This is a genomic window from Streptomyces sp. NBC_01237, assembly GCF_035917275.1.
Lineage (GTDB): Bacteria > Actinomycetota > Actinomycetes > Streptomycetales > Streptomycetaceae > Streptomyces.
Genome location: NZ_CP108508.1, coordinates 5,186,321 through 5,209,316 on the forward strand (window position 1 = coordinate 5,186,321; position 22,996 = coordinate 5,209,316).

The 22,996-nt window shown below is 72.1% G+C and carries 20 protein-coding genes; 12 read left to right on the top strand and 8 right to left on the bottom strand.

Annotated features, from left to right (window positions below):
• Positions 1-4: 4 nt before the first annotated feature.
• Positions 5-1,435, top strand: a complete 1,431-nt coding sequence (locus OG251_RS23130; RefSeq protein ID WP_326678951.1) for a PAS domain-containing protein — start codon at positions 5-7, stop codon at positions 1,433-1,435.
• Positions 1,436-1,550: 115 nt separating this feature from the next.
• Here the strand turns inward: OG251_RS23130 and OG251_RS23135 are convergent, their stop codons facing one another.
• Positions 1,551-2,306, bottom strand: a complete 756-nt coding sequence (locus tag OG251_RS23135; protein WP_073718547.1) for an SIS domain-containing protein — start codon at positions 2,304-2,306, stop codon at positions 1,551-1,553.
• Between the two features lie 199 nt (positions 2,307-2,505).
• Between OG251_RS23135 and OG251_RS23140 the strand changes: the two genes are divergently transcribed.
• Both OG251_RS23140 and OG251_RS23145 read left to right on the top strand, forming a co-directional pair.
• Positions 2,506-3,198: a metal-dependent transcriptional regulator gene (locus OG251_RS23140; RefSeq protein ID WP_326678952.1), complete on the top strand. Its 693-nt coding sequence runs from the start codon at positions 2,506-2,508 to the stop codon at positions 3,196-3,198.
• Between the two features lie 866 nt (positions 3,199-4,064).
• A complete protein-coding gene (locus OG251_RS23145) occupies positions 4,065-4,958 on the top strand; it encodes an alpha/beta fold hydrolase (RefSeq protein ID WP_326678953.1) in 894 nt (297 codons plus the stop codon).
• Positions 4,959-5,041: 83 nt separating this feature from the next.
• Here OG251_RS23145 and OG251_RS23150 read toward each other — a convergent pair whose 3' ends face one another.
• Genes OG251_RS23150 through OG251_RS23160 form a run of 3 tightly spaced genes read right to left on the bottom strand, consistent with a single transcriptional unit; the run spans position 5,042 to position 8,279 of the window.
• The gene (locus OG251_RS23150) at positions 5,042-6,685 is read right to left on the bottom strand and encodes a transporter (RefSeq protein WP_326678954.1); all 1,644 of its coding nucleotides are present in this window, start codon (positions 6,683-6,685) and stop codon (positions 5,042-5,044) included.
• A complete protein-coding gene (locus tag OG251_RS23155; RefSeq protein WP_326678955.1) occupies positions 6,682-7,554 on the bottom strand; it encodes an ABC transporter ATP-binding protein in 873 nt (290 codons plus the stop codon). The genes OG251_RS23150 and OG251_RS23155 overlap by 4 nt, the downstream gene beginning before the upstream one ends.
• Before the next feature lie 38 nt (positions 7,555-7,592).
• Complete coding sequence (locus OG251_RS23160; protein WP_326678956.1) at positions 7,593-8,279, bottom strand: bifunctional DNA primase/polymerase; 687 nt, start codon at positions 8,277-8,279, stop codon at positions 7,593-7,595.
• A gap of 287 nt (positions 8,280-8,566) precedes the next feature.
• Between OG251_RS23160 and OG251_RS23165 the strand changes: the two genes are divergently transcribed.
• Both OG251_RS23165 and OG251_RS23170 read left to right on the top strand, forming a co-directional pair.
• Positions 8,567-9,949 carry a transcriptional regulator gene (locus OG251_RS23165; protein WP_073718541.1) on the top strand — a complete coding sequence of 461 codons (1,383 nt, stop codon included), beginning with the start codon at positions 8,567-8,569 and terminating at the stop codon, positions 9,947-9,949.
• A 242-nt stretch (positions 9,950-10,191) separates the two neighbouring features.
• Entirely contained in the window at positions 10,192-11,844 is a 1,653-nt protein-coding gene (locus tag OG251_RS23170) for a hypothetical protein (protein ID WP_326678957.1), read from the top strand.
• Between the two features lie 164 nt (positions 11,845-12,008).
• Here OG251_RS23170 and OG251_RS23175 read toward each other — a convergent pair whose 3' ends face one another.
• Complete coding sequence (locus tag OG251_RS23175; RefSeq protein ID WP_326681377.1) at positions 12,009-13,286, bottom strand: ABC transporter substrate-binding protein; 1,278 nt, start codon at positions 13,284-13,286, stop codon at positions 12,009-12,011.
• A gap of 174 nt (positions 13,287-13,460) precedes the next feature.
• Between OG251_RS23175 and OG251_RS23180 the strand changes: the two genes are divergently transcribed.
• Together OG251_RS23180 and purU are read left to right on the top strand one after the other, a co-directional pair.
• On the top strand, positions 13,461-13,907 hold the full coding sequence (locus tag OG251_RS23180) for an SCO4402 family protein (protein WP_073718538.1): 447 nt from the start codon (positions 13,461-13,463) through the stop codon (positions 13,905-13,907).
• 28 nt (positions 13,908-13,935) lie between these two features.
• Positions 13,936-14,829, top strand: a complete 894-nt coding sequence (gene purU / locus OG251_RS23185; protein WP_326678958.1) for a formyltetrahydrofolate deformylase — start codon at positions 13,936-13,938, stop codon at positions 14,827-14,829.
• Between the two features lie 79 nt (positions 14,830-14,908).
• Here the strand turns inward: purU and OG251_RS23190 are convergent, their stop codons facing one another.
• Both OG251_RS23190 and OG251_RS23195 read right to left on the bottom strand, forming a co-directional pair.
• Positions 14,909-16,369 (bottom strand): maleylpyruvate isomerase N-terminal domain-containing protein, encoded by a 1,461-nt coding sequence (locus OG251_RS23190; protein WP_326678959.1) that lies wholly within the window; start codon positions 16,367-16,369, stop codon positions 14,909-14,911.
• Complete coding sequence (locus OG251_RS23195) at positions 16,366-16,959, bottom strand: RNA polymerase sigma factor (RefSeq protein WP_326678960.1); 594 nt, start codon at positions 16,957-16,959, stop codon at positions 16,366-16,368. The genes OG251_RS23190 and OG251_RS23195 overlap by 4 nt, the downstream gene beginning before the upstream one ends.
• 333 nt (positions 16,960-17,292) lie before the next feature.
• Between OG251_RS23195 and OG251_RS23200 the strand changes: the two genes are divergently transcribed.
• The 3 genes from OG251_RS23200 to OG251_RS23210 all read left to right on the top strand — a co-directional run bounded on the left by OG251_RS23200 (position 17,293) and on the right by OG251_RS23210 (position 18,825).
• Positions 17,293-17,667: an STAS domain-containing protein gene (locus OG251_RS23200; protein ID WP_326678961.1), complete on the top strand. Its 375-nt coding sequence runs from the start codon at positions 17,293-17,295 to the stop codon at positions 17,665-17,667.
• A gap of 81 nt (positions 17,668-17,748) precedes the next feature.
• Positions 17,749-18,270: an EF-hand domain-containing protein gene (locus OG251_RS23205; protein WP_326678962.1), complete on the top strand. Its 522-nt coding sequence runs from the start codon at positions 17,749-17,751 to the stop codon at positions 18,268-18,270.
• A gap of 174 nt (positions 18,271-18,444) precedes the next feature.
• The gene (locus OG251_RS23210) at positions 18,445-18,825 is read left to right on the top strand and encodes a hypothetical protein (RefSeq protein WP_326678963.1); all 381 of its coding nucleotides are present in this window, start codon (positions 18,445-18,447) and stop codon (positions 18,823-18,825) included.
• Positions 18,826-18,866: 41 nt separating this feature from the next.
• Here the strand turns inward: OG251_RS23210 and OG251_RS23215 are convergent, their stop codons facing one another.
• Positions 18,867-20,462: a class I adenylate-forming enzyme family protein gene (locus OG251_RS23215; protein WP_326678964.1), complete on the bottom strand. Its 1,596-nt coding sequence runs from the start codon at positions 20,460-20,462 to the stop codon at positions 18,867-18,869.
• Positions 20,463-20,621: 159 nt separating this feature from the next.
• Here OG251_RS23215 and OG251_RS23220 point away from each other — a divergent pair, with 159 nt between their 5' ends.
• Positions 20,622-21,827, top strand: coding sequence for an amidohydrolase family protein (locus tag OG251_RS23220; protein WP_326678965.1), 1,206 nt, complete (start codon positions 20,622-20,624; stop codon positions 21,825-21,827).
• An 11-nt stretch (positions 21,828-21,838) separates the two neighbouring features.
• Positions 21,839-22,993 carry an acyl-CoA dehydrogenase gene (locus tag OG251_RS23225; protein WP_326678966.1) on the top strand — a complete coding sequence of 385 codons (1,155 nt, stop codon included), beginning with the start codon at positions 21,839-21,841 and terminating at the stop codon, positions 22,991-22,993.
• Positions 22,994-22,996: the final 3 nt, after the last annotated feature.

Sequence of the window (22,996 nt, forward strand, 5' to 3'; positions counted from 1 at the left end):
CGGAATGAGTGCTTCCAGGAGCAGTGGGACCACCGACGCTCTCGGGCCGGACGAGGGCCCCGGCAGAGCAGCCGCGGGGTCCCCGGAGGCCGGGGCGATCCCCGGGTCCGAACTGCTCGCGGCACTGCTCGACGGGATGGACGCCGCCCTGTGCGCGTTCGACGCGGGCGGCACGATCACCCACTGGAACCGCGAGGCCGAGCGGATTCTCGGCTGGTCCGCCGAGGAGGCCGTCGGGCGGACCGGGTTCGCCGGCTGGGCCGTGCGCAGGGCCGACGCGGACGAGGTGCAGGGGCGGCTGATGTCCGCCATGGCCTCTCCGGGGCGCCAGGTGCACGAGTTCGCGCTGCTGCGCAAGGACGGCGGCCGGGTCCTCGTACGGACCCAGTCGGCCGGGGTGCGGGGCGCGGACGGAAAGCCGGCCGGGGTCTACTGCGCGTTCAGCGAGGTGCACGCGCAGATCGACCTGGAGCGGTCGATCGCGCTCAGCGAGGCACTGTTCGAGGACGCGTCGTGGGGTGTGGTGCTGGTCGACGTCGATCTGCGGCCCACGGTCGTCAACTCCCACGCGGCACGGGCGCTGGGCGGCGGCCGTACGACGCTGCTGGGGCGCCCCCTGGGCGAACTCGTCGTGCAGGGCGTCGAGGACCTGGAGGGCGCGCTCCAGCACGTGCTCGCCGAGGGGGCGCCGACCGCCCCCACCGAGATCTGGGTGACCCTGCGGACGGCGGAGGGCGACCGGCGGCGCTGCTGGCGCAGCGGATTCCTGCGGCTGGCCTCACCGCTGGCCGAGGAGCCCGTGCCCCTGGGCGTGGGCTGGCTGTTCCAGGACGTGACCCGGGCGAAGCTGGCCGAGCAGGACGCGGACCGGGTGCGCTTCCGGGCCAACCAGCTGCACCGGGCCGCGCGGGCGGCGTCCGAGTGCGAGGACCCGATGGAGGCGGCGACGTCCTCGCTGGACTTCGCGCTGGCCGGGTTCGCCGACCATGTGCTGGTCGACCTGGTGGCGGGGGAGCGGCTGGTGCGGGCCGCGGCGACGCCGTCCGACGCGCCGGGCCCGTGCCTTCCGGTGTCGGGCGGTGCCGTCCCGGCGCGCTACGGCCCCGGCCACCCGGTCCTCCAGGCGGTGGAGCGCACCGGCTCGGTACGGGTGAGCGCGGGTGCGGCGGGTGCGGCGGACGGGGCGTGGGCGTTGGAGCGGCAGTGGCCCCGGGACGCGGCGCACGCCCTGTGCGCGGTGCTCCGGAGCCGGGGCAGGACGCTGGGCGTGGTGACGTTCCTGCGCGCGGCGAACCGGGTCGCGTTCGAACGCCCGGACGCGATGTACGCGGAGAGTGTGGCGGTCCGGGTCGCGTCCGCGGTGGATCTGCACCAGCTGCTGCGTGCCGGCGGGCCGGGCGCGGGCAGCGGCACCGGGGGCCCGTCCGGGGTGTGAGGGGGCCGGGGCCCCGCCCCGGCCCCCAGAGGGGGCGGGGCGGCTCGCGCGGCAGGAGCGGCGGAGGATCCGGATCCCTTGGTTCAGTGGCCGCGGAGGGTTCGGACCCCTTGGTTCAGTGGCGGTAGAAGACCCGGTCCGCGTACTCCGTCATGACGCGGCCGTTCCACTCGTGTCCGCCGTCGACGTTGCCCGACCGCAGCAGCGGCGGCTCGATCCCCCTGGCCACCAGCTCCTCGGCGGCGGCCGCCATCATCGCCTGCATCACCGCACTGGTGACCACCGTCGACGCGGGCGCGAACGGCGCCTCGATGCCGTCCGTCGTCAGTTCGGCGTCGCCGATAGCGATCTTGCTGTCGAGCACGATGTCGCAGTGGTCCCGCAGGAAGCCGCCCGACACATGCCGGGACCGGGTGCCCTCCGTGTACGCGACCGAGGTGACGCCGATGACCTTCAGCCCGAGCGCACGGGCGTTCAGCGCCATCTCGATGGGCAGCGCGTTGCGCCCGGACAGCGAGATGATCACGAGTACGTCGCCGGACGTGGCGGGGCTGGTGTCCAGTACCGCCGACGCGAGCCCGTCCACCCGCTCCAGCGCGGAGCCGAGCGTGGCGGGCATGACGTCGACGCCCATGGTGCCCGGCACCGTGAGCAGGTTCATCAGGGCGAGCCCGCCCGCCCGGTAGACGACGTCCTGCGCGGCGAGGGAGGAGTGCCCGGCGCCGAAGGCGAAGAGCCGGCCGCCCGCCTCGACGGTGTCGGCGATGGCGGCACCGGCGGCCGCGATATTGCCGGATTCCTCGTCCCGCACGCGCGTCAGCAGGCCGATCGCTGCGTCGAAGAACTGACCGGCCAGCTTGCTTTCGCTCATCGGGGAGAGCCCTTTCGGCGGGGTGGGATGTCCGTGCCGCCGATCACGTTGCGGTCTGGACCAGTGGCCTGTCAATAGCGCCTGGGCCGCTCCGCCGCATGGTCTTCGGTCCGTGCGGCACGGTTGTCGGCGGTATGCGTCAGAATTGGTGCAGGGCCATCGCACGACGTTTTTCTTGTCACAGCATCGAGGGGCACGTATGTCCGGACTGATCGACACCACGGAGATGTATCTCCGCACCATCCTCGAACTCGAAGAGGAAGGCGTGGTCCCCATGCGCGCCCGGATCGCTGAACGGCTGGACCAGAGCGGTCCGACGGTCAGCCAGACGGTGGCGCGCATGGAGCGCGACGGACTCGTCCAGGTCGCGGGCGACCGCCATCTGGAGCTGACGGACGAGGGCCGCAGGCTCGCGACGCGCGTGATGCGCAAGCACCGGCTGGCCGAGTGCCTGCTCGTCGACGTGATCGGCCTGGAGTGGGAGCAGGTCCACGCCGAGGCGTGCCGCTGGGAGCACGTCATGAGCGAGGCCGTGGAGCGCCGGGTGCTGGAGCTGCTGCGGCACCCCACGGAGTCTCCGTACGGGAATCCCATCCCGGGCCTGGAGGAGCTGGGCGAGAAGGCCGAGGCCGATCCGTTCCTGGACGAGGGCATGGTGAGCCTGGCCGAGCTCGACCCGGGCGCGGAGGGCAAGACGGTGGTGGTGCGGCGGATCGGCGAGCCGATCCAGACCGACGCCCAGCTGATGTACACACTGCGGCGCGCGGGCGTGCAGCCCGGCTCCGTGGTCAGCGTGACGGAGTCGCCCGGCGGTGTGCTGGTCGGCTCCAGTGGGGAGGCGGCCGAGCTGGACGCCGAGGTCGCCTCGCACGTGTTCGTCGCGAAGCGCTGACACGGCGCTGAGCACCGGCACGAAACACCGGCACGAAACACCGGCCCCAGGCACCGGCACCGAGCGGTGACGCGCAGGCCCGGCCGGGAGGACCGACGCGCAGGCCCTACGCGGGGCGCACGCCCGGCGTAGGGAAACGGCGCGCGGACGGCGCGTACGGAACGGGAAGCGCGGCGCTACGGAAACCGAACCGTAACGCCCGCTTTCTGATTTCCGTCCGGAATTGCAGCGCCCGCGCGCATCGCGTGCCAGGCTGAGGCCAGGCATATGACCTGAGGGTGCCGGCCGGGTTCGGCCGCGCGGTCGGGGAGGGAGCAGGGAATGCGCCCGTCGTACTGGCAGGTGCGCCGAAGGGCGGCTGCCACGAGCCCGGATGCCCATGCCGTTCGCCGATCCACGGCCGGTGGCCGTCCCCCTGCCCAGGCCCCTGTCCGTTCCCGTGCCCGTGGCTGCCCCCGTGCCCATGGCTGTTCCCGCACCGCTGTCCGTGCACGGGCCCGGGCCCGTACGCATGCTCCGATGCGCTTCCGCCCGCTCGTTGCCATCGTTGTCGTACGGGGCCGGCAGGGCGTTTCCGGCGCCCGGGGAACAGGGGGCGGCCCCGGCGCCCGAGGGCGCCGGGGCCGGTCCTCCCCTTCGCTGACCCGGAGCCCCGAGCTCTCAAGGTCAATCCCCACGAACCGTCATCCCCGAGCGGCCCGCCTCCCGCTGAAGATCTCCCCCCGGCGGCGGCCGTCAATCCTTGGGTGCGGTCACTCGAAGGTGGGGTGTTATGTGGCGGAACCCGGTTTTCGAATAAACGTTCGATAGTCTGGCGTGACGCGACCACACGGTGATCGAGAACCCAGAAGGGGGTGCCAGAACCTATGGTGCAGCGCATCGATGTGACCGGATCCGGCGGTGCACGCCTCGCGGCGTGGGAGTTCGCGGATCCACCCAAAGCGCGCGCGGAGGCGGAGCGCGTGCCCGGGATCTTATTGCTCCACGGGCTGATGGGCCGGGCCTCGCACTGGGCCGCCACCGCCCGCTGGCTCGCCGAGCGGCACCGGGCGGTCGGCCTCGACCAGCGGGGCCACGGCCGCAGCGAGAAGCCCAGCGACGGCCCGTACACCCGGGACGCCTACGTCGCCGACGCCGAGGCCGCCATCGAACAGCTGGACCTCGGCCCCGTGACCGTCATCGGTCATGCGATGGGCGCCCTCACCGGCTGGCAGCTCGCCGCGAAGCGCCCCGATCTCGTCCGGGCGCTCGTCATCTCCGACATGCGGGCCTCCGCACTCGGCGCCGCCTCCCAGCGGGAGTGGGGGGACTGGTTCGACTCCTGGCCCGTCCCGTTCGCGACCCTCGCCGACGTACGGAAGTGGTTCGGCGAGGACGACCCCTGGGTGGAGCGGCCGAGCCCCTCCCGCGGCGAGTTCTACGCCGAGGTGATGGCGGAGCGGGCCGACGGCTGGCGCCCGGTGTTCTCGCGCCGTCAGATGCTCACGTCCCGGGCGACCTGGGTCTTCGACGCGCACTGGGAGGAGCTGACACAGGTCCGGTGCCCGGCCCTGGTCCTGCGCGGGCTGGACGGGGAGCTGGGCCGGGCCGAGGCCCAGGAGATGGTCCGGGTCCTGCCGCGCGGCCAGTACGCGGAGGTGGCGGACGCCGGCCACCTCGTCCACTACGACCAGCCGGAGGGCTGGCGGGCGGCGGTGGAGCCGTTCCTGGAGCAGCTGGCGGAGGAGTCCCACGAGGACCGGGAGCCGGTCGCCCCGTAGCTCCCGCGATCACCTGCCCCCGCCCCAGCCACCTGCCCCTGGCCACCCGGCCCCGAGCCCCCCGCCCCGCCGCTGCCTGCCGGTCAGCCCTTGCTGACCGCGGTCAGGATCTCCGGCAGCCGGTTCGCCGTGCGCGGAGCCGCCACCCGCAGCCCCGCCCAGCCGATGAACGTCCCGTATACGGCCCCCACCGGCACCACCAGCCACAACGCTTCGTGCTGGTCCGACACATGCAGCCAGATCGTCAGCGCGATCACGGGCGCCGCCAGCAGCCCCGAGGCCACCATCCCGCCCAGGATCGAGATCCAGGCGAGCCCGCCCTGCCCCGGCACCACGTTCTTGAACGCGCCGTCCTGCGGGATCGAGTACGGCCACGCGGCGGAGGCCACCGCGCCGGTCGCCAGCATCGCGCCCAGCAGGGCGAACGACAGCCCCATCGCCCCCGGCATCGCCGTCCAGTCGCCGATGACCGCGGCCGTCACCAAGGTCACCAGAATCGTGTACGGCAAGGTGACCATCAGCAACGCCAGTGCCCGCGCCCGCAGTTCGAGGTAGGCGTCCCGGGTCGAGGAGATCGTCAGCGCCACCATCCAGAAGGCGGAGGTGTCCTGGCCGAACTGGTTGTACATCTGCATCCCGAGCATCCCGGCCGCGAAGCACGCGAAGTAGACCGAGCCGGCGCCCTGCACCGCGTTGAGCACCGGCACGATCAGCCCGATCGCCAGCGCCGTCACCCAGGCCGCCTTGGTCTTCGGGTCCCGTGCCACGTACCGCAGACTGCGCTGCATCACCGTGGCCGTGCGGCCCTCCGGCAGCAGCGCGGCGAGCCCCGAGCGGCCCGGGGCCGACTCCTTGCGGGCGGGGGCGGACGCGGCCAGCGTCGAACCGTCCGGCGAGGTCATCAGCTTCACCAGGCTCCGCTGCCACAGCCACAACAGCGCCACCAGCGCCGCGACCGAGATCAGCAGCTGCACGAGGGCCTGCCCGTACGAACCGTCCGAGGCGGAGTCCACCGCCCCTATGGCCGAGGCACCCGGCAGCCAGCGCACCACGTCCGCCACCGGGTCCAGCGCGTCGAGCCCGCCCGCCCGGCCGAGCCGCTGCGCGCCGAAGTTGACGAACTGGATGCCCACCGCGATCACCAGACCGCTCAGCACCGCCAGATCGCGGCCCTTGCGCGAGGTCAGCAGCCGGATGTTGGCGGTGGCGACGGAGCGGGCCAGCGCCACACAGATCAGCAGCGTCAGCGGGACCGCGATCACCCCGAACACCACGCCCGCCGCCCCGTGCGCCAGGGCCAGCACCGAACCCAGGGCGAGGCAGAGCGTGAACAGCGGGCCGATGCCCACCAGGGAGGCCACCAGCAGCGCCCGGACCAGGGGGCGGGGACGCAGCGGCAGCATCACCAGCCGGCTCGGGTCGAGGGTCTCGTCGCCGCTGGGGAAGAACAGCGGCAGCACGGCCCAGCCGGCCGCCACCACCGCCGTGAGCAGCACGACGAGAGTGCCCGCGCCGGCCTGCCCGCGCATCAGGATCAGCCCGAGCACCTGGCCGGCGGCGATCAGCAGCGTGAACACCAGGGAGGTGATGAACACGGCCCGCCGCCCGGAGGACTGCCGCAGCCCGTTGCGCAGGAGTGTCAGCTTGAGCCGTACGAAGACGGAGACGATGCCCTCGCTCCGGGCGGCCGGGGCCGCGGTCCCCCCGGGGACGTCGAGCACGCTCATCGGGTGCCGCCCAGCCAGTCCAGGGAGTCCCCGGTGTCCCGGCCGCCCGCGCCGACCAGCTCCAGGAAGGCGCTCTGCAACGAGGGGGCGTCGCCGCGCACTTCCGCGAGAGTGCCCTGCGCCTTGATCCGGCCCGCGGCCATGACGGCCACCCAGTCGCACAGCGACTCGACCAGCTCCATCACATGGCTGGAGAAGACGACGGTCGCCCCGGACCGGGTGTACCGCTCCAGAACCCCGCGAATGGTCTGTGCCGACACCGGGTCGACGCCCTCGAAGGGCTCGTCGAGGAAGAGCACTTCGGGGTTGTGCAGCAGGGCCGCGGCCAGACCGATCTTCTTCCTCATACCGGTCGAGTAGTCCACGACCAGCTTGTGCTGCGAGCCCGCGAGATCGAGTACGTCCAGCAGCTGGGTGGCCCGCTTGTCGACCTCGTCCCCCGGCAGCCCACGCAACCGGCCGGTGTATGCCAGGAGTTCACGCCCCGAGAGCCGTTCGAAGAGCCGCAGTCCCTCCGGCAGCACCCCGATCCGGGACTTCACCTGGACCGGGTCCGTCCACACGTCGTGCCCGGCGACCTCGACCTTTCCCATGTCGGGCCGGAGCAGCCCCGTCACCATCGACAGCGTGGTGGTCTTCCCCGCCCCGTTGGGCCCCACCAGGCCGATGAACTTGCCGGCGGGCAGCTCCAGGTCGATCCCGGCCACCGCGATCTGATCCCCGAACCGCTTCCACAGGCCGTCCACACGAACGGCGGGCGGCCCGTTCCCCGCCCCGCCCGCCCGGTCCTCCTGCGCGCTCCGGGTGCTCCGCGCGCCCTGTGCGTTCTGCTCATCCGCTACGTCTCGTGCATCTGCCCGGTCCGGCATGGCACAGCCTTTCGATATCCCCATCCTTGGGGACCACCCTACGAAAGGCGTGCCCGAGCGTCCGCCGCCTCGCGTGCGCAGGCGTAGGCGAGCGGGCTGATCAGCTCCTCGGCGTCCGGCAGCCACCGGTTGGCGTGGGTGGGGCGGCGCGCCCACTGCACGGCGCCGCGTCCCCCGATCCGGGTCGGGGGTCCCGCCACGTAATGGCCGTCGCCGCGGCCCACCAGGTCGATCGCCTCGGCGTTCCAGCCCAGGGTCCGTACCAGCTCGGCGACCTTGACCGCGGCGCCCGGCAGGACGAAGAACAGCATCCGGCGGTCGGGGGTGCAGGTGACCGGGCCGAGCGTCAGACCCATCCGTTCCATCCGGGCCAGCGCCAGGAAGCCCGCCGACTCGGGAACGTCGATCGCGTCGAAGGTCCGGCCGGTCGGCAGCAGGACCGAGGCCCTGGGGTGCTTGGACCACATCCGGCGGGCGGCGGCGGCGCTGCCGGTCGCCTGGCCCGCCCAGTCGGGCCGGGGAGCGTGCGCTCCGGGGGCGGCACAGCCGTCGTCCTCGCAGGAGCAGCGCTCCCGGCCGCCCACCGCCTCCAGCCAGGTGCCGGGGAACACGTCCCAGTGGCGCTCTTCCGTGTACCGCACGGCGGCGTCGAGCAGTTGCTCGCCTCGCTGTTGGGGGACGTGCGCGTGCTTCGTGACTCCGATGGTCTCTTCCACGAAGAGCACAACTCCCCCCGCCACCTGGGGTTACGGGCGCGGCATACGCGTCACGGCGCATCGGTCCCCCGTACGGGGCGCATGGATGCATGGGCGGGGGCGCGCGTGCGGCGGTGCGTCAGTGTGTGGGTAGCCCCATGCAGAACTGAGCAACTCGCCGTTCTCGTACCGAATGCCGTTGGAATATGCGCATTTCTTGTGTATCCGCCGGGCAGTGATCCGTTCATCGATCACCGCGTAACCATCTCTGTCTCCGCGCATCACGCGCATCCATCTCTGTCCATCAAGGGGGAAACATGGCAGCCAGGCCACTCGTAGCCCGCCAGCCGAACGAACGGCTTCAGACACTCATTCAGGAAGCGGCTTGCTCCAACGCGGGTCTCGCGCGACGCGTCAACATGGTCGGCGCCGAACGCGGACTCGATCTCCGTTACGACAAGACGTCCGTGGCCCGGTGGCTGCGCGGTCAGCAACCACGCGGCAGGGCACCGGGAATCATCGCCGAGGCGCTCGGACGCAAGCTCGGCCGTACGGTCACGATCGACGAGATCGGCATGGCCAACGGCAAGAATCTGGCCTCCGGCGTCGGCCTCCAGTTCGCGCCGACGGTCATGGGCGCGATCGAGCAGGTCTGCGAGCTGTGGCGCAGTGACGTGGGCCGCCGCGATCTGCTGACCGGCTCCACGGTGGCCGCCTCCGCCCTCGTGGAACCCAGCAGGGACTGGCTGATCACGGGTGCCGATCCGCAGGTCGCCCGGACGGCCGGGGCACGCGTCGGTATGTCGGACGTGGAGGCGGTACGGGCGATGACGGCCGCGCTCGTCGACCTCGACCACCGTTTCGGCAGCGGACATGTGCGTCCGGTGCTGGTCCACTACCTCAACAGCGTGGTCTCCGGGCTGCTTTCGGGGGCGTATCGCGAGGCGGTCGGCCGGGAGCTGTTCGGCGCGGTCGCACGGCTCACCGAGCTCGGCGGCTACATGGCGATCGACACCGGCCAGCCGGGCCTCGCCCAGCGGTACTACATCCAGGCGCTGCGGCTGGCCCAGGCCGCGGGGGACCGGGCGTACGGCGGATATGTGCTGGCCGCGTCGATGAGCCACCTCGCCGCGCAGCTCGGCAACCCCAGGGAGATCGCCCAGTTGGCGCGGGCCGCGCAGGAGGGGGCGCGCGGACGGGTGACGCCGAGGGCGGAAGCGATGTTCCACGCGGCGGAGGCCCGCGGACACGCGCTGCTGGGCGACGCCCGCACCTGCCAGGCGGTGGCGGGCCGGGCGTTGGCGGCCATGGAGCACGCCGACCCGGACACCGGTGACGACCCGGACTGGATCGCCCACTTCGACGCGGGGTACCTCGCGGACGAGCTGGCGCACTGCCACCGCGACCTGGGGCAGGCGGAGCCCGCGGCGCGCCGGGCGAAGGAGGCCCTGGCCGCCCTGCCGGAGTCCCGGACGCGGCGCCGCGGCATCGGGCTGGTGCTCCTGGCCACGGCTCAGGTGCAGCAGCGCGAGGTGGAGCGGGCCTGCCACACGGGGATGCGGGCGATGGAGCTGCTGGGGACGGTGCGCTCCAGCCGAGGTGCGGAATATCTCGATGACCTCCAGCAGCGGCTCCTGCCGTACGGGGACGAGGCGGCGGTACGGGAGTTCGGCGCGCGACTGGAGCTTCAGGCGGCCTGAGAAGGGGTCACGGGGGCGGCCCGGAACGCGGCCCGGACTGCGGCGGAACCGCGGTCCGAACTGCGGCCGATCCGCGGTCCGAACCGCGGAATCGCGAAGTCGCCCCTTAACAGCGTCTTAAGAGCGCTCGGTGTTACCCGGCGTGTGAAGGGGTGGTGAGTGGCATCACGCGCTTGGCGGAGGCGGGCGGCCACCCGATAGCGTGAGCCGACGATTCCGTAGGTTTACACGTAGGAGTCCCGGTGACGCAGAGCGGACAGGGTGACGAGCGGCAGCTCCCTGCTGTACGGCCCGCGCACGAAGGGGTCGTGCTGCCCGCAGACGGCGGTGCCCCGTGGATCCCGGGGGGCGACGCGGGCGGCCCGGCCGAGCAGGCCGTGCCGGCGGGCGGGCAGCCATGGGGGCAGCCCTGGGGGCCGCAGACCGCTCAGCCACCGCACCCGGACGCCCAGGCACCGGGGCAGCAGGGGCCGGGCGGGCAGGGATATCCGCAGGCGCAGCAGTTGCCGCCCGCGCAGCCGGGGCCGTACCAGCAGCCGCAGCAGCCGGGTGCGTACCAGCCGCAGCAGCCCGACCCGTATCAGCAGCCTCCGCAGCCCGGTGCGTACCAGCAGGCCCAGCAGCCCGGTGCGTACCAGCAGGCGCCGCAGCAGCAGCCGGGCGCGTACCAGCAGCCTCCGCAGCAGGGACGGCCCCAGCCGTACGCGCAGCCGCTGCCGCCCGAGGCGGGACCGGGCGCCGTCGCCGGCGCGCCCGGCGGGGACGCGGACGCCACGCAGTTCATCGCGCCCGTACCCGGTGGACCCGGACCGGTTCCGAGCGGGCCCGGTGCCGGTGGGCTGCCGCCCGAGCGGCCCGCCGAGTCCACGGCGTACCTGGGGCACGTGCCGCAGTCCGGCCCCGCCCCGCAGGCGGCGGACGCGGACGCGACGCAGTACATACCGCCGGTGCCCGGAGGCGCCCCGTACGGGATCAGGCCGGGGGCGCCGGGGGACCGGCAGCCGCCCGCGGAGTTCGACAACCTGTTCCGCAACGAGGCGCCCGCGGGTGCCACGCAGCAGATGCCGCACTTCGACCCCGCACAGCAGCAGGGGCAGCAGCAGGCTCCGCAGCAGCAGTACCAGGCGCAGCAGCAGGGGCCGCAGAGCGGGCAGTTGCCGCCGCAGGCCCCGCAGGCGTACCGGCCGGGGCCCCAGGCCTTCCCGGGGGCGGGCGGGCCGCAGGAGCCGCCGCAGCAGCATCAGGACGGCGGTCCCGCGCCGCGCAAGCGACGCCCGCACGTCGCGCTGATCGCCGCGGTCGTCGCCGGCTGCGCCGTCATCGGGCTCGGCGCGGGCGCGCTGATGAGCGGTGGCGAGGACGACAAGAAGGACGACAAGCAGCCGGTGTCCGCGCAGAGTCCCTCGGCCGAGAAGACCGGCACCCAGGCGGCCGACCCCGCCGAGCCGCAGGCCCAGGCGCTCGACAAGCTGCTGGCCGACAGCAACAACAGCCGTTCGGCGGTGATCGGCGCCGTGGAGAAGATCAAGTCCTGCCGGGCGCTGGACCAGGCGGCCACCGATCTCAAGGGCGCGGCCCAGCAGCGACGTGATCTGGTGACCAGGCTCCAGGGGCTCACCGTCGACAAGCTGCCCGACCACGCCGCGCTGACCGCCTCACTGACCAAGGCGTGGGAGGCGTCCGCGTCGGCCGACGACCACTACGCCGCGTGGGCCGGGCAGGCCAAGAACAACAAGAAGGTGTGCAAGGGCGGCAAGGCCAGGTCGACCGACGAGACGGTGCAGGCCACCATGCGCAGCGGTGACGCGAGCAAGGCCAAGGCCAAGGCGTCGCCGCTGTGGAACGCCATCGCCGAGAAGTACGGCCTGACCAAGCACGCCCCGACCCAGCTCTGAGCCGCGGCGGCTCTCCTGCGGGTCTCCGGCTCTCCTGCGGGTCTCCGGCTCTCCTGCGGCTCTCCGGCTCTCCGGCCGGGGAGCCGACCGGCCGCCGGGGGCCCGTAGGCGCGCAGGAGGTCCGGAAGAGCCGCCGAAGGTCCGCCGGTGAGCCGGCCGGCGGCTCAGCCCAGGGTGTTCGGGGCGTCGGACAGGGTCTCCGTGACATCCACGAAGCCCTTCCTGTCGGCGACGAGACGGCCTTCACGGACCACCTGGAACGTCACCTTCCCGTTGACGATGCGCGGATACGCGGACGAGCCGACCATGTCCTTGTAGCGCCAGCGCAGGACCGGCGTCAGTCCGCCGGTGTCGACCCGCACACCGTGGTTGAGGGCGGCGGTGACCCGGCCGGAGGTGACCGTGGAGTCGCCGAGCGACTCGACGACCGCCCTCAGCGCCGTGTACGCGATCCAGGTGGTCTGCACGCCCGTGTCCTCCGGGTCGACGCGGTTGTCGCCGAACGCGTGCTTCCGGATCACCTCGCGCATCCCGTCCCAGCGCGCGTCGCCCGAATCCGGGTACCAGCCGGTGACGTAGGCCCCTTCGAACGGGCTGTTCCGGCCGCCCGTGCGGTCGATGAGCGGCTGGCCGACGCTGCCGAGCACGGAGGAGATCCGCACCCCGCTGCCCTCCGGTTCGAGTCGGCGGAAGGAGTCGAAGAAGGTCTCCGTGCGTTCGCCGAGCACCGCCGTCACACAGCCGTCGCCCGCCTGCTCCAGCGCCTTCGTCGCCTGGTCGGCGTAGGACGTGGCCGTCTCCGGAGCCAGGATGTCCACGGACTCGGGCCGGTCGGCCGCCAGGAGGCTGGTGTTGAGGAGCGACGGCATGCCGTCGCCGGCGATCGAGTCGGGCCGCACCAGCGACACCTGGCCGCATCCGGCCGCCAGCTGCTTGCCGTTGCCCGCCAGGAGCGCCGACTGGCCGCCGTTGACCGGGTAGGAGACATAGCTGGTGAACTCCTCGTCGGAGGCGCCGTACCCACCGATGTACGGAATTCCGGCGGCCTCCAGCGGGGCCATGAAGGACCGCCCGTGCCGGCTGTAGGACCCGACGACCGCGGTCACCTTCCGCCGGACCGCGTCCCGGGCGCACTTCTCCGCGCCGACGGAGGTGTCGCCCTCGTTGCAGACGATCACGCGCAGCTCGTGCCCGCCCATGCCGCCCCGCTCGTTGACCCAGCGGGCGTACGTCTTCGCCATCGCCGGCATCCCCGACATGTTCACCGCGTCGGCGTCGTCCGAACGGTCGGGCGCCCACGTCATCACGGTGACGGGCTCCCTGGAGCCCCCCGAGGCCCCAGGGAGCACACCGCAGCCGGATATCAGCACTGCCCCGGCCGCCGCCGTACATGTGAGGAACCTGTAGGGGCGGGGGGAGGTGGGGCGTCGCCGTCCGGTCATAGGTCTGTACATTTCCGCCCCTCGGGTAACGCCGCAGAGTGCTCCGTTCAACGCTCGGTGACATCGAGGTGAATTGCGGGGGCCCGTACGCACACGGGAAAAGGGAACGTACGATCGACAACCGTGCAGCAAGGTTCGGAGAACACTTCCCGTCGCGGCCGTCGCTCCTCCACCATGGGCGGCATGCCGCTCAATGACATGCCGTGGTGGCGCTGGCGCACCAACGTGCGCTCGGCGCTGCACATGCTCTCCGACCCCACCTTCCACCACGAGTGCTGGCTGGCCGGCCGGGAAGGGTACGGGGACGTCACCGACGCCGTGTACCGCCTGGTCGAGGACACCTGGCTCGACAACTGGTCCGCCGAGAAATACGTCGGGACGATCTTCCGGGACTCCGGTGAGGCCGCCGCCGTCGATGTCGCCGCGCTGCGGGTGCTGCGCATCATGCACCAGGTCGGCGCGGACGCCCCCGTATCCGCCTATCTGGAACATCACGGCTGGCCGGAGGCCGTCCGGGCGGCCCGCGAGGCGCATGTGATGCTCGCCACGAACGACGCCGAGGATCCGGACATCCCGCCCCGTTCCCTGGACGTCATCCGCATCATGACCAGGGCCGCCTGAGACCGGGCGGGTGTGGCACCCTACGGGGATGACCGCGCCGCAGCCCGCCTCTCCCGCCGCCTCGGACGCCGTATCCGGGCAGTACGTCCTCACTCTTTCGTGCCCCGACAAACAGGGCATCGTGCACGCCGTGTCGAGCTACCTCTTCATGACCGGGTGCAACATCGAGGACAGTCAGCAGTTCGGCGATCACGACACGGGTCTGTTCTTCATGCGCGTCCACTTCTCGGCGGACTCCCCGGTGACGGTGGACAAGCTGCGGGCCAGCTTCGCGGCCATCGGGGACTCCTTCCGGATGGACTGGCAGATCCACCGGTCCTCGGACCGGATGCGGATCGTGCTGATGGTCAGCAAGTTCGGGCACTGCCTGAACGACCTGCTGTTCCGCTCCCGGATCGGCGCGTTGCCGGTCGAGATCGCGGCCGTCGTCTCCAACCACACGGAGTTCGCCGAGCTCGTCGCCTCGTACGGCATCCCCTTCCGGCACCTTCCGGTGACCAGGGAGAACAAGGCGGACGCCGAGGCGCGGCTGCTGGAGCTGGTGCGCGAGGAGGATGTCGAACTGGTCGTCCTGGCCCGGTACATGCAGGTCCTCTCGGACGACCTCTGCAAGCAGCTGAGCGGCCGGATCATCAACATCCACCACTCGTTCCTGCCGAGCTTCAAGGGTGCGAAGCCGTACCACCAGGCGCATGCGCGCGGTGTGAAGCTGATCGGCGCGACCGCGCACTATGTGACCGCGGACCTCGACGAGGGCCCGATCATCGAGCAGGAGGTCGAGCGGGTCGGTCACGACGTGACGCCGGACCAGCTCGTGGCGATCGGCCGCGACGTGGAGTGCCAGGCGCTCGCGCGCGCGGTGAAGTGGCACGCGGAACGGCGGATTCTGCTCAACGGCCGCCGTACGGTGGTCTTCGCGTAGCGGGACCGTGACCGGCGCGAACGGCTCGACCGGTCGGGCCGGTCGCGCCTGTCGGTCGGGCTCCGGGGAGCGGGGCTGTCTACAGGCGGCTGAGCGAGGCCGCCGCGAACAGTACGTCGCGGATCGCCTCGCGGTCGCCCTCCTGGCCCGCCGCCGCGTCCACCGGGGAGATGTGGCCCGCGACCAGCCGGCAGAACTCCACCCCGTCGAGCGCGACCTGTGCCACCGCGTGATCGGGGGAGCCGACGGCGGCCGGGGAGTCCAGTGCGATGTACCAGTTGCCGCCGCCGTGTCCCTCGACCTCCAGATGGAGCGAGCGGCCCGGTGAACCGGCCATGACCAGTTCCTTGGCCGGTGCGGCAAGGCCCGTACGACGGCGACCGGCGAGCGCGGCGGGGAGCAGCCGGGCCGCCAGGTCGATCATCCGGTGCAGATGCGGGGCGGACGGTGCCCCGTACGGGTAGTCCACCGCGTCGGCGATGTCCCCGCCGTGCATCCAGCACTCGAACGCCCGGTCCAGCAGCGAGTCCCGGAGCGGGAGGGCGAAGTCCCCGTAGGAGACGGAGTGGTCCGCGATGTCGCGGCCGGCGAAGGACACCGTGCGGATCAGCTCGTGGGTCTGGTCGCGCCAGGGTTCACGGACGGTCCGGGTGGGTGGCAGGCGCGCGGCCGACCAGTACGTCTCGGTGCGCTCGGTGGGGGAGAACGGCACGTCGCCGGTCCCGACCGGGTCGTCGAGGCCGAGGGCCGCGGAGACCAGCCCGTCGACGGCCATGAGATGGCCGATCACCCCGGCGACCGTCGTTCTGCGGTGGACCGCGCGCTCGCTCTCGAACCACTTCAGCCGCACCGGGGCGTGCCATTCCGCGTCGCCGATGTCCCGCAGCAGGGCATCCAGCCGCGCGGTCTCGGCGTCGTACGGTGCGGCCCAGCCCGGTACGGGGATCTCGGCCGGACGACGCCCCAGGCAGCCGTCGATCACCCGGGAACGCAGCGTCGGGTCGAGGTCCAGGGAGCGGTCGGTGTGCAGCAGCCCCACCGCGTCGCGCAGCCGCAGGGCCTCGTCCGCGCAGACGGCGCACTCGGTGAGGTGATCCTCGACGGCCGCGGTCTCCCCGGCCGAGCAGGCCGAGAGGGCCCAGGCGCCGAGGAGGGATTTGAGGACCTGGTGGGAGAGGACCGGCGCGGCCGACATCACCTCGGGCTCCGGTTCCGTAGGGGCGGCGGGCGCTTCGGCCGAGGGCGCCTCGGGTGGGTGCTCGTCCGGCGCGGGGCAGACCGGCGCCGATGCCGCGGCCGGCGGCGCCTCGTGCACGGGTTCGACGGCCGGGGGCGCCTGCGGCGCGGGCTCCTCGGGCGCGGGTTCCTCCGGCGGGGGCTCGCGCCGTACGTCCTGGAGGGCGGCCCTGCGCATGACGGCGGCGAGGTCCAGGTCGTCGAGGTCGTCCGCTGCGCCACGGGGTGCCGGTATGCGCGGCGCACCCCGTACCTCGTCGTCGCGCCCGCGGCTCTCGCGGCCGTTGTCGTCTTCGCCGGTCACAGTGTCCGACCGTATCCGGGTGGCGAGGACCCTTCCAGTGGCCGGGCGTTCGCGGTGGACAGCAGCTGGAGTCCCAGCCGGAGCCGTCGCCTGGCCTCGTCCTCGGTCACTCCGAGGTCGGCCGCGGTCTGCCGGTAGTCCCGGCGCTGGATGTACGCGAGTTCCAGCGCGGCGCGCAGGGGTGCGGGCATGGAGGCGACGATGTAGTCGGCGCGGGCCGCGGCGGTGGCCCTGCGCACGCGCCGCTCCAGCTCCTCCGGGTCGAGTACGGCGCCGTGCCCGTGCTCCTCCTCGTAGGAGGAGGCTTCCGTCGTGCGCAGCCGTTTCACGGACTGGCGGTGGGTGAGCCGGGCCACCCAGGACCGCATCGAGCCCTGCTGGGGGTCGTACGCGTGGGGGTTCTCCCAGACCTGGCCGAAGACCTCGCGGGTCACCAGGTCGGCGGCGTCCTCGTCGTCGAGCATCCGGTTCGCCTGGCTGTGGACCAGCGCGGCGAACCGGTCGTAGAGCTCGCCGAGTGCCGCCGCCTCGCCGCGTGCCAGCCGTTGCTGCATCCTGCGGTCCCAGCGGGGAGGTGCGTCCTTCGCCATGAAACCCCCAGCCCTGTGCCCTGCTCCGTGCCCTGCTCTGTCCTGATCTGCCCTGTCCTGTGCCGCTCGTCACTCCGAATGTAGTCGGCGGCACCGCTCAATCACGCACGTTTCCCTCAACTCCGCACGGTGAAGGGCCAGGGATGGTAGGGAATGTGTCAACCGCCCGTGCTCTCGGCGGGAGAAATGGACCCGAAGTGATCATTTCCGCAGGAAACCCTCTGTTCCTTTTTGAGTGGGTCGGTGTTTCATGGATGAGCGGTGGGGCAGCCGCGAGGAGGAACGGAAACTTCCGCATGGTCGGGAGCCCCCCGGAACGAGAGGTCCAGCCGCGTGACACTGAAGGTGGACGAGACCGAACAGGGCGCGTGGACCGTGCTGAGGATCCGGGGTGAACTGGATCTGGTGACCTCACCCGTCGTCCGTCAGTCCGTGCACGACGCGGTCGCCGAGGGCCGCCACGACGTGGTGCTCGACCTGTCGGACGTCTTCTTCTGCGATTCCAGCGGGGTCGGCGTGCTGATCGCCTCGCGCCGTCTGATGAAGTCCTGCGGCGGCCGGCTGCGGCTGATTCTCCCGGCCCGGGGGGCCGAGGACGGCTCCCACGTCAACCGGGTGCTCGCCGCGCTCGGGGTGCGCCGGCTCTTCGCGGTCTTCTCCGACACGGCGGCCGCCGTCGACGAGGAAGCCCAGCCGCTCTCCGCCTGAAGCCCTGGTGAATACCAGGTTGTCACATGGGTGGCGTGCGTTAGTGACACGTGAGGGCTCCGGGCGTCGTACGCTCCCCGCATGGACAGCGCAGAGTACGAGCGCAAGATCGCGCACCGGTTCGCCGCCTTCGACCAGGACGGCAACGGATACATCGATCGCGCCGATTTCAACGCAGCCGCGGCCCGTCTGCTCGCCGAGTTCGGTACGACGGCCCGCTGCGACAAGGGCCAGGCGCTCTACACCGGGGCCGAGGCGTTCTGGCAGGGCATGGCGGGGATCGCCGATGTGGACGGGGACCAGCGTGTCACCCGTGAGGAGTTCGTGGGCGGGGCCGTGAAACGGCTGCGCGACAACCCCGAGCGCTTCGCGGAGATCGCCCGCCCCTTCCTGCGGGCGGCCATCGCCGTCGCGGACGGCGAGAACGGCGGGGCGGCCTCGGTGGCGGCCGTGGAGCGGGCGCTGAGAGTCCTCGGCGCCAGTGGCGAGATCGCGAGCGTCGCCGCCCAGAGCCTGGACACCGACCGGGACGGCCGGGTCGCCGAGAGCGACGCGGTGGCCGCGTTCGCCAGCTACTTCACGGTGATCGAGCCGGACGCGTAACCCCTTCCCCTGCCCCCTTCCCGGTCTTCCCCGCCCGGATTCCCGGATTCCCGGATTCCCGGTTTCCGGCTTTCCGGCCGGGGGCGGGGTGCGGACGTGCCGAGCCGCCGTCCGTGCCCCGCCCCCGTGCGCCCGGACCCGGGCATTGTCAGTGCCCCGTTTTACGCTCCACCCATGAGCGTCTCCCTCTATTACTCGGCCCGCCGCGACACGCCCCTGAGCCCGGCCGAGACCGTTGCCGTCCAGCGGGTCGTGACCGTGCGCGGAGCCACGTATCCCTACGACGACGAGGAAGGACTCCACCTGTACGACACAGGTGGGGACGAGCCCGGGCAGATCCTGGCCGGATCCACCAAGCTCTCCTTCGAACCCGCCCGCATGTTCCCGCAGCTCCGCCATCTGCTGGGCTCCATGACCGAGCTGCGCCGGGCCGTGCCCGACGCCGAGTGGCGCGTGGCGATCGACGACGGCGCGGTCGAGTGGCAGGAGCCGGTGGGCTACACCCTGCCGGGCCTGGACGACCCGGACCTCCAGGCCGAACTGGAATCCCTGTAGCGGACGTTCGCCCGCGGGCGGCCGGTCCGGTCCCGCTCGGATCAGGCGAATCGCTCCCGCAGCTTGTACTTGAGCACCTTGCGCAGCGTCTCGTTGCGCGGCAGAGCGTCCACCACCTCCAGCTGTTCCGGCACCTTGTGCACCGAGAGGCCCTCGGTGCGCAGGTGTCCGGCGAGCTCGGCCAGGGTCAGGACCGGCGCCCCGGCGGGCTGTTCGACCACCGCGCAGACCCGCTCCCCGCGCTCCGGGTCCGGCAGCCCTATCACCGCCGCGTCGGCCACGCCGGGGTGGCGGTGGAGCAGGTCCTCGATCTCCTTGGCGGAGATGTTCTCGCCCTTGCGGATGATGATGTCCTTGAGGCGGCCGGTCAGGGTGAGGTGGCCGCTCTCCTGGAGCCGGCCGACGTCTCCGGTGATCAGGAAGTTCTCGTCGTCGAAGGCCGGGGCCGAGGCGTCCGGGTTCAGATAGCCCCGGCAGACCGCTTCGCCGCGCAGCCGTACCTCCCCCTCCTCGCCGTACGGGAGCGGCGTCCCCCGCTCGTCGGTGATCCGGATCTCCATGCCCGCCGGGGGGCGGCCCTCCGTCAGGGCGAGGTGCTCCGCCGTGTCGTCCGGGGTGCCCATGGTGATCATCGGGACCTCGGTCATCCCGTAGCCGTGGGTCAGCACGACGCCCATCTCGTGGACGACCGCACGGTGGATCTCCGGAGGTTTCGGTGCCCCGCCGCCCGCGAGCAGCCGCAGGGTGGGGATCAGCCTCCGGTCCGGGTCCTTGCGCTGTTCGGCCAGGAACATCGAGTAGAACGCGGTCGATCCGCCCGCCACCGTCACCCCGTGGCGCCGGTACTCCGCCAGCGCGTCCGGCAGTGCGAAGTGCTCGAACATCACCGCGGGGAAGCCGTACAGCAGCAGCATCACGGTGTAGTCGGGCCCGGCGACATGGGCGAACGGGAAGGCCATCGAGCCCACGTCGTCCGCCGACAGGTGCAGGGCGTGCGCCAGACAGGAGCCGGCCGCGATCAGGCTGCGGTCGGTGTGCAGCACGCCCTTCGGGTCGGACGTGGTGCCCGAGGTCCAGTAGATCCAGCGCACCGCGGTCCCGTCGGCGGGCGCGGGAGGGGGCGGCAGCAGCGCCGGATCGGCGTCCGGGAGCGTCCCGTACGCCTCGAAGACCAGCGGCGGGCGCTTCAGTTCCCCGGCGAGGCGGTGCGCCATCGCCGTGTGGTCGAAGCCGCGCCACAGGCCCGGTACGGCGAAGAAGGCGGCCTGTGACTCGCGCAGCGCGAACCCCACCTCGCGGTCCCGGTAGAACGGGATGACCGGTGTCTGCACCGCCCCGAGCCGGGTCAGCGCGAAGGACAGCAGGGCGGTCTCCAGCCGGGTCGGCAGCTGCCAGGCGACCACACTGCCGGAGCGCACCCCCAGTTCGTACAGTCCGGCGGCGACCCGTTCGGCGCGGTTGCGCAGCTCGCCGAAGGTGAGGCCGCGGTCGCCCTGGAGGAGTACGGGACGGTCCGGGGTCAGGGCGGCCCGGCGCTCGATCAGCTCCCAGAAGGTGCGGGAGGCGCCCAGGCCGTGCGCGATCTCCGTCGCGGACGCGTCCCCCGCCGGTGCGTCTCCGGTGTTCCCGTCGTTCACGGCTCCCACGGTGATCCCCTCTGAACTGACGGATAGTCAGATAGTGCGGAGAGCGTAGAGCGCTGCGCCTTGTCGGTCCAGGGGTGCGGGGCTAGCCTGGGTGCCGAAGTGAATCTGACGGGTCATCAGATATTGGCCGAGTGCGCCGAAGGGGACACCATGACGGAACTGCCTCGGATCGTCAGCGTCGACGACCATGTGATCGAGCCACCGCACCTCTTCTCCACCTGGCTGCCCGCCAAGTACCGCGAGCGCGGCCCGCAGCCGCTGACGGCGGGCATCGGCGAGCTGGCGTACACGGGAGGCAAGTACGTCATCACGATGGACCCCGACGGACCGCCCACCGACTGGTGGATCTACGAGGACCTGAAGTTCCCGTACAAGCGCAACATCGCCGCCGTCGGCTTCGACCGCGACGACATGACCCTGGAGGGCATCACCCGCTCGGAGATGCGGCCCGGCTGCTGGGACCCGGCCGAGCGCCTCAAGGACATGGACCTCAACCATGTCGAGGCGTCCCTCTGCTTCCCCACCTTCCCGCGCTTCTGCGGCCAGACCTTCGCCGAGGCCCACGACAAGGAGGTCGCCCTCGCCTGTGTGCGCGCCTACAACGACTGGATGGTCGAGGAGTGGTGCGGCGACAGCGGCGGCCGGCTGATCCCCCTCTGCATCATCCCGCTCTGGGACATCGACCTGGCCGTCGCGGAGATCAGGCGCAACGCCGCCCGCGGGGTGCGGGCGGTGACCTTCTCCGAGATCCCCACCCACCTCGGTCTGCCCTCGATCCACACCGGGTACTGGGACCCGTTCTTCGCGGTCTGCCAGGAGACCGGAACGGTCGTGAACATGCACATCGGGTCCAGCTCGCAGATGCCCGCGGCCTCCCCCGACGCCCCGCCCGCCGTCCAGGCGTCGCTCTCCTTCAACAACGCCATGGCCTCCATGATGGACTTCCTGTTCAGCGGGGTCCTGGTGAAGCACCCGCACCTCAAGCTGGCCTACAGCGAGGGCCAGATGGGCTGGATCCCGTACGCCCTGGAGCGCGCCGACGACGTGTGGGAGGAGCACCGCGCCTGGGGCGGGGTGCGCGACCTGATCCCCGAGCCGCCGTCCACGTACTACTACCGGCAGATCTTCTGCTGCTTCTTCCGCGACAAGCACGGGATCGCGTCCCTCGACGTCGTCGGCCGCGACAACGCCACCTTCGAGACCGACTACCCGCACGTCGACTCGACCTTCCCGCACACCAAGGAGGTCGCCCTCGACCACGTCAAGGGACTGGACGAGGAGACCGTCTACAAACTGATGCGCGGAAACGCGATCCGGATGCTCGGTCTGGATCTCGACCGGGACCGGGTCGAGTAGGCGGCCGCGCCGTGGACCTCACGTACACGGAGGAAGAGGAGGAGTTCCGGGCGCGGCTGCGGAAGTGGCTCGCCTCGGTGCTCCCCGGGCTGCCCGCGAAGCCCCCGCCCGACGACTGGCCCGCCCGCCGCGCGTACGACACCGCCTGGCAGCGGATGCTCCACGACGCCGGGTACGCCGGTCTGCACTGGCCGCTCGACGCGGGCGGCCGGGGCGCCACCCCCACCCAGCACCTGATCTACCTGGAGGAGACCGAGCGGGCCGGTGCCCCGTACGTCGGCGCCAACTTCGTCGGGCTGCTGCACGCCGGGCCCACCATCGCCGCCGAGGGCACGGCCGGTCAGCGGGCCCGCTGGCTGCCGCCCGTCCTGCGCGGCGACGAGATCTGGTGCCAGGGGTTCAGCGAACCGGACGCGGGCTCCGACCTGGCCGCGCTGCGCACCCGGGCCGTACGGGACGGCGACCACTACGTGGTGAGCGGACAGAAGATCTGGACCTCGCACGCCGAGGTCGCCGACTGGTGCGAACTGCTCGTGCGTACGGATCCGGAGGCGCCGAAACACCGCGGCATCAGCTGGCTCGCCCTGCCGATGGACGCGCCGGGGATCACCGTCCGCCCGCTGCGGACCCTCGCCGGGTCCACGGAGTTCGCCGAGATGTTCCTCGACGAGGTCCGGGTGCCGGTCTCCCACCGCGTCGGCGCGGAGAACGACGGCTGGCGGGTCACCATGGTCACCCTCTCCTTCGAACGCGGTACGGCCTTCGTCGGCGAGGTCGTCGCCTGCCGCCGCACCCTCGGTGAACTGGCGGCGGCCGCGCGGGCGAACGGCCGCTGGGACGACCCGGTGCTGCGCCGCCGGCTCGGCAGGCTGAACGCGGAATTCCGGGCGCTGTGGCGGCTCACCCAGTGGAACGTCAGCGAGGCCCAGCGCAGCGGCGGCGTCCCCGGCACCGGCGGATCGGTCTTCAAACTGCGCTACTCGCAGGCCCGCCAGGAGCTGTACGGGGCGGCGGCCGAGGTGCTCGGTGCGGACAGCCTCGATCTGGACCGGGAGTGGGTCCTGGACCGGCTGTCCTCCCTCTCGTACACGATCGCCGCGGGCACCTCGCAGATCCAGCGGAACATCGTCGCCGAGCGGATGCTCGGCCTGCCGAAGGGGCGCTGAGCG

Excerpts from the sequence above, each read along its gene's own strand:
- OG251_RS23130 (WP_326678951.1), top strand. The coding sequence starts at position 5 with ATGAGTGCTTCCAGGAGCAGTGGGACCACCGACGCTCTCGGGCCGGAC.
- OG251_RS23135 (WP_073718547.1), bottom strand. The coding sequence starts at position 2,306 with ATGAGCGAAAGCAAGCTGGCCGGTCAGTTCTTCGACGCAGCGATCGGC.
- OG251_RS23140 (WP_326678952.1), top strand. The coding sequence starts at position 2,506 with ATGTCCGGACTGATCGACACCACGGAGATGTATCTCCGCACCATCCTC.
- OG251_RS23145 (WP_326678953.1), top strand. The coding sequence starts at position 4,065 with ATGGTGCAGCGCATCGATGTGACCGGATCCGGCGGTGCACGCCTCGCG.
- OG251_RS23150 (WP_326678954.1), bottom strand. The coding sequence starts at position 6,685 with ATGAGCGTGCTCGACGTCCCCGGGGGGACCGCGGCCCCGGCCGCCCGG.
- OG251_RS23155 (WP_326678955.1), bottom strand. The coding sequence starts at position 7,554 with ATGCCGGACCGGGCAGATGCACGAGACGTAGCGGATGAGCAGAACGCA.
- OG251_RS23165 (WP_073718541.1), top strand. The coding sequence starts at position 8,567 with ATGGCAGCCAGGCCACTCGTAGCCCGCCAGCCGAACGAACGGCTTCAG.
- OG251_RS23175 (WP_326681377.1), bottom strand. The coding sequence starts at position 13,286 with ATGACCGGACGGCGACGCCCCACCTCCCCCCGCCCCTACAGGTTCCTC.
- OG251_RS23180 (WP_073718538.1), top strand. The coding sequence starts at position 13,461 with ATGGGCGGCATGCCGCTCAATGACATGCCGTGGTGGCGCTGGCGCACC.
- purU (WP_326678958.1), top strand. The coding sequence starts at position 13,936 with ATGACCGCGCCGCAGCCCGCCTCTCCCGCCGCCTCGGACGCCGTATCC.
- OG251_RS23195 (WP_326678960.1), bottom strand. The coding sequence starts at position 16,959 with ATGGCGAAGGACGCACCTCCCCGCTGGGACCGCAGGATGCAGCAACGG.
- OG251_RS23205 (WP_326678962.1), top strand. The coding sequence starts at position 17,749 with ATGGACAGCGCAGAGTACGAGCGCAAGATCGCGCACCGGTTCGCCGCC.
- OG251_RS23210 (WP_326678963.1), top strand. The coding sequence starts at position 18,445 with ATGAGCGTCTCCCTCTATTACTCGGCCCGCCGCGACACGCCCCTGAGC.
- OG251_RS23220 (WP_326678965.1), top strand. The coding sequence starts at position 20,622 with ATGACGGAACTGCCTCGGATCGTCAGCGTCGACGACCATGTGATCGAG.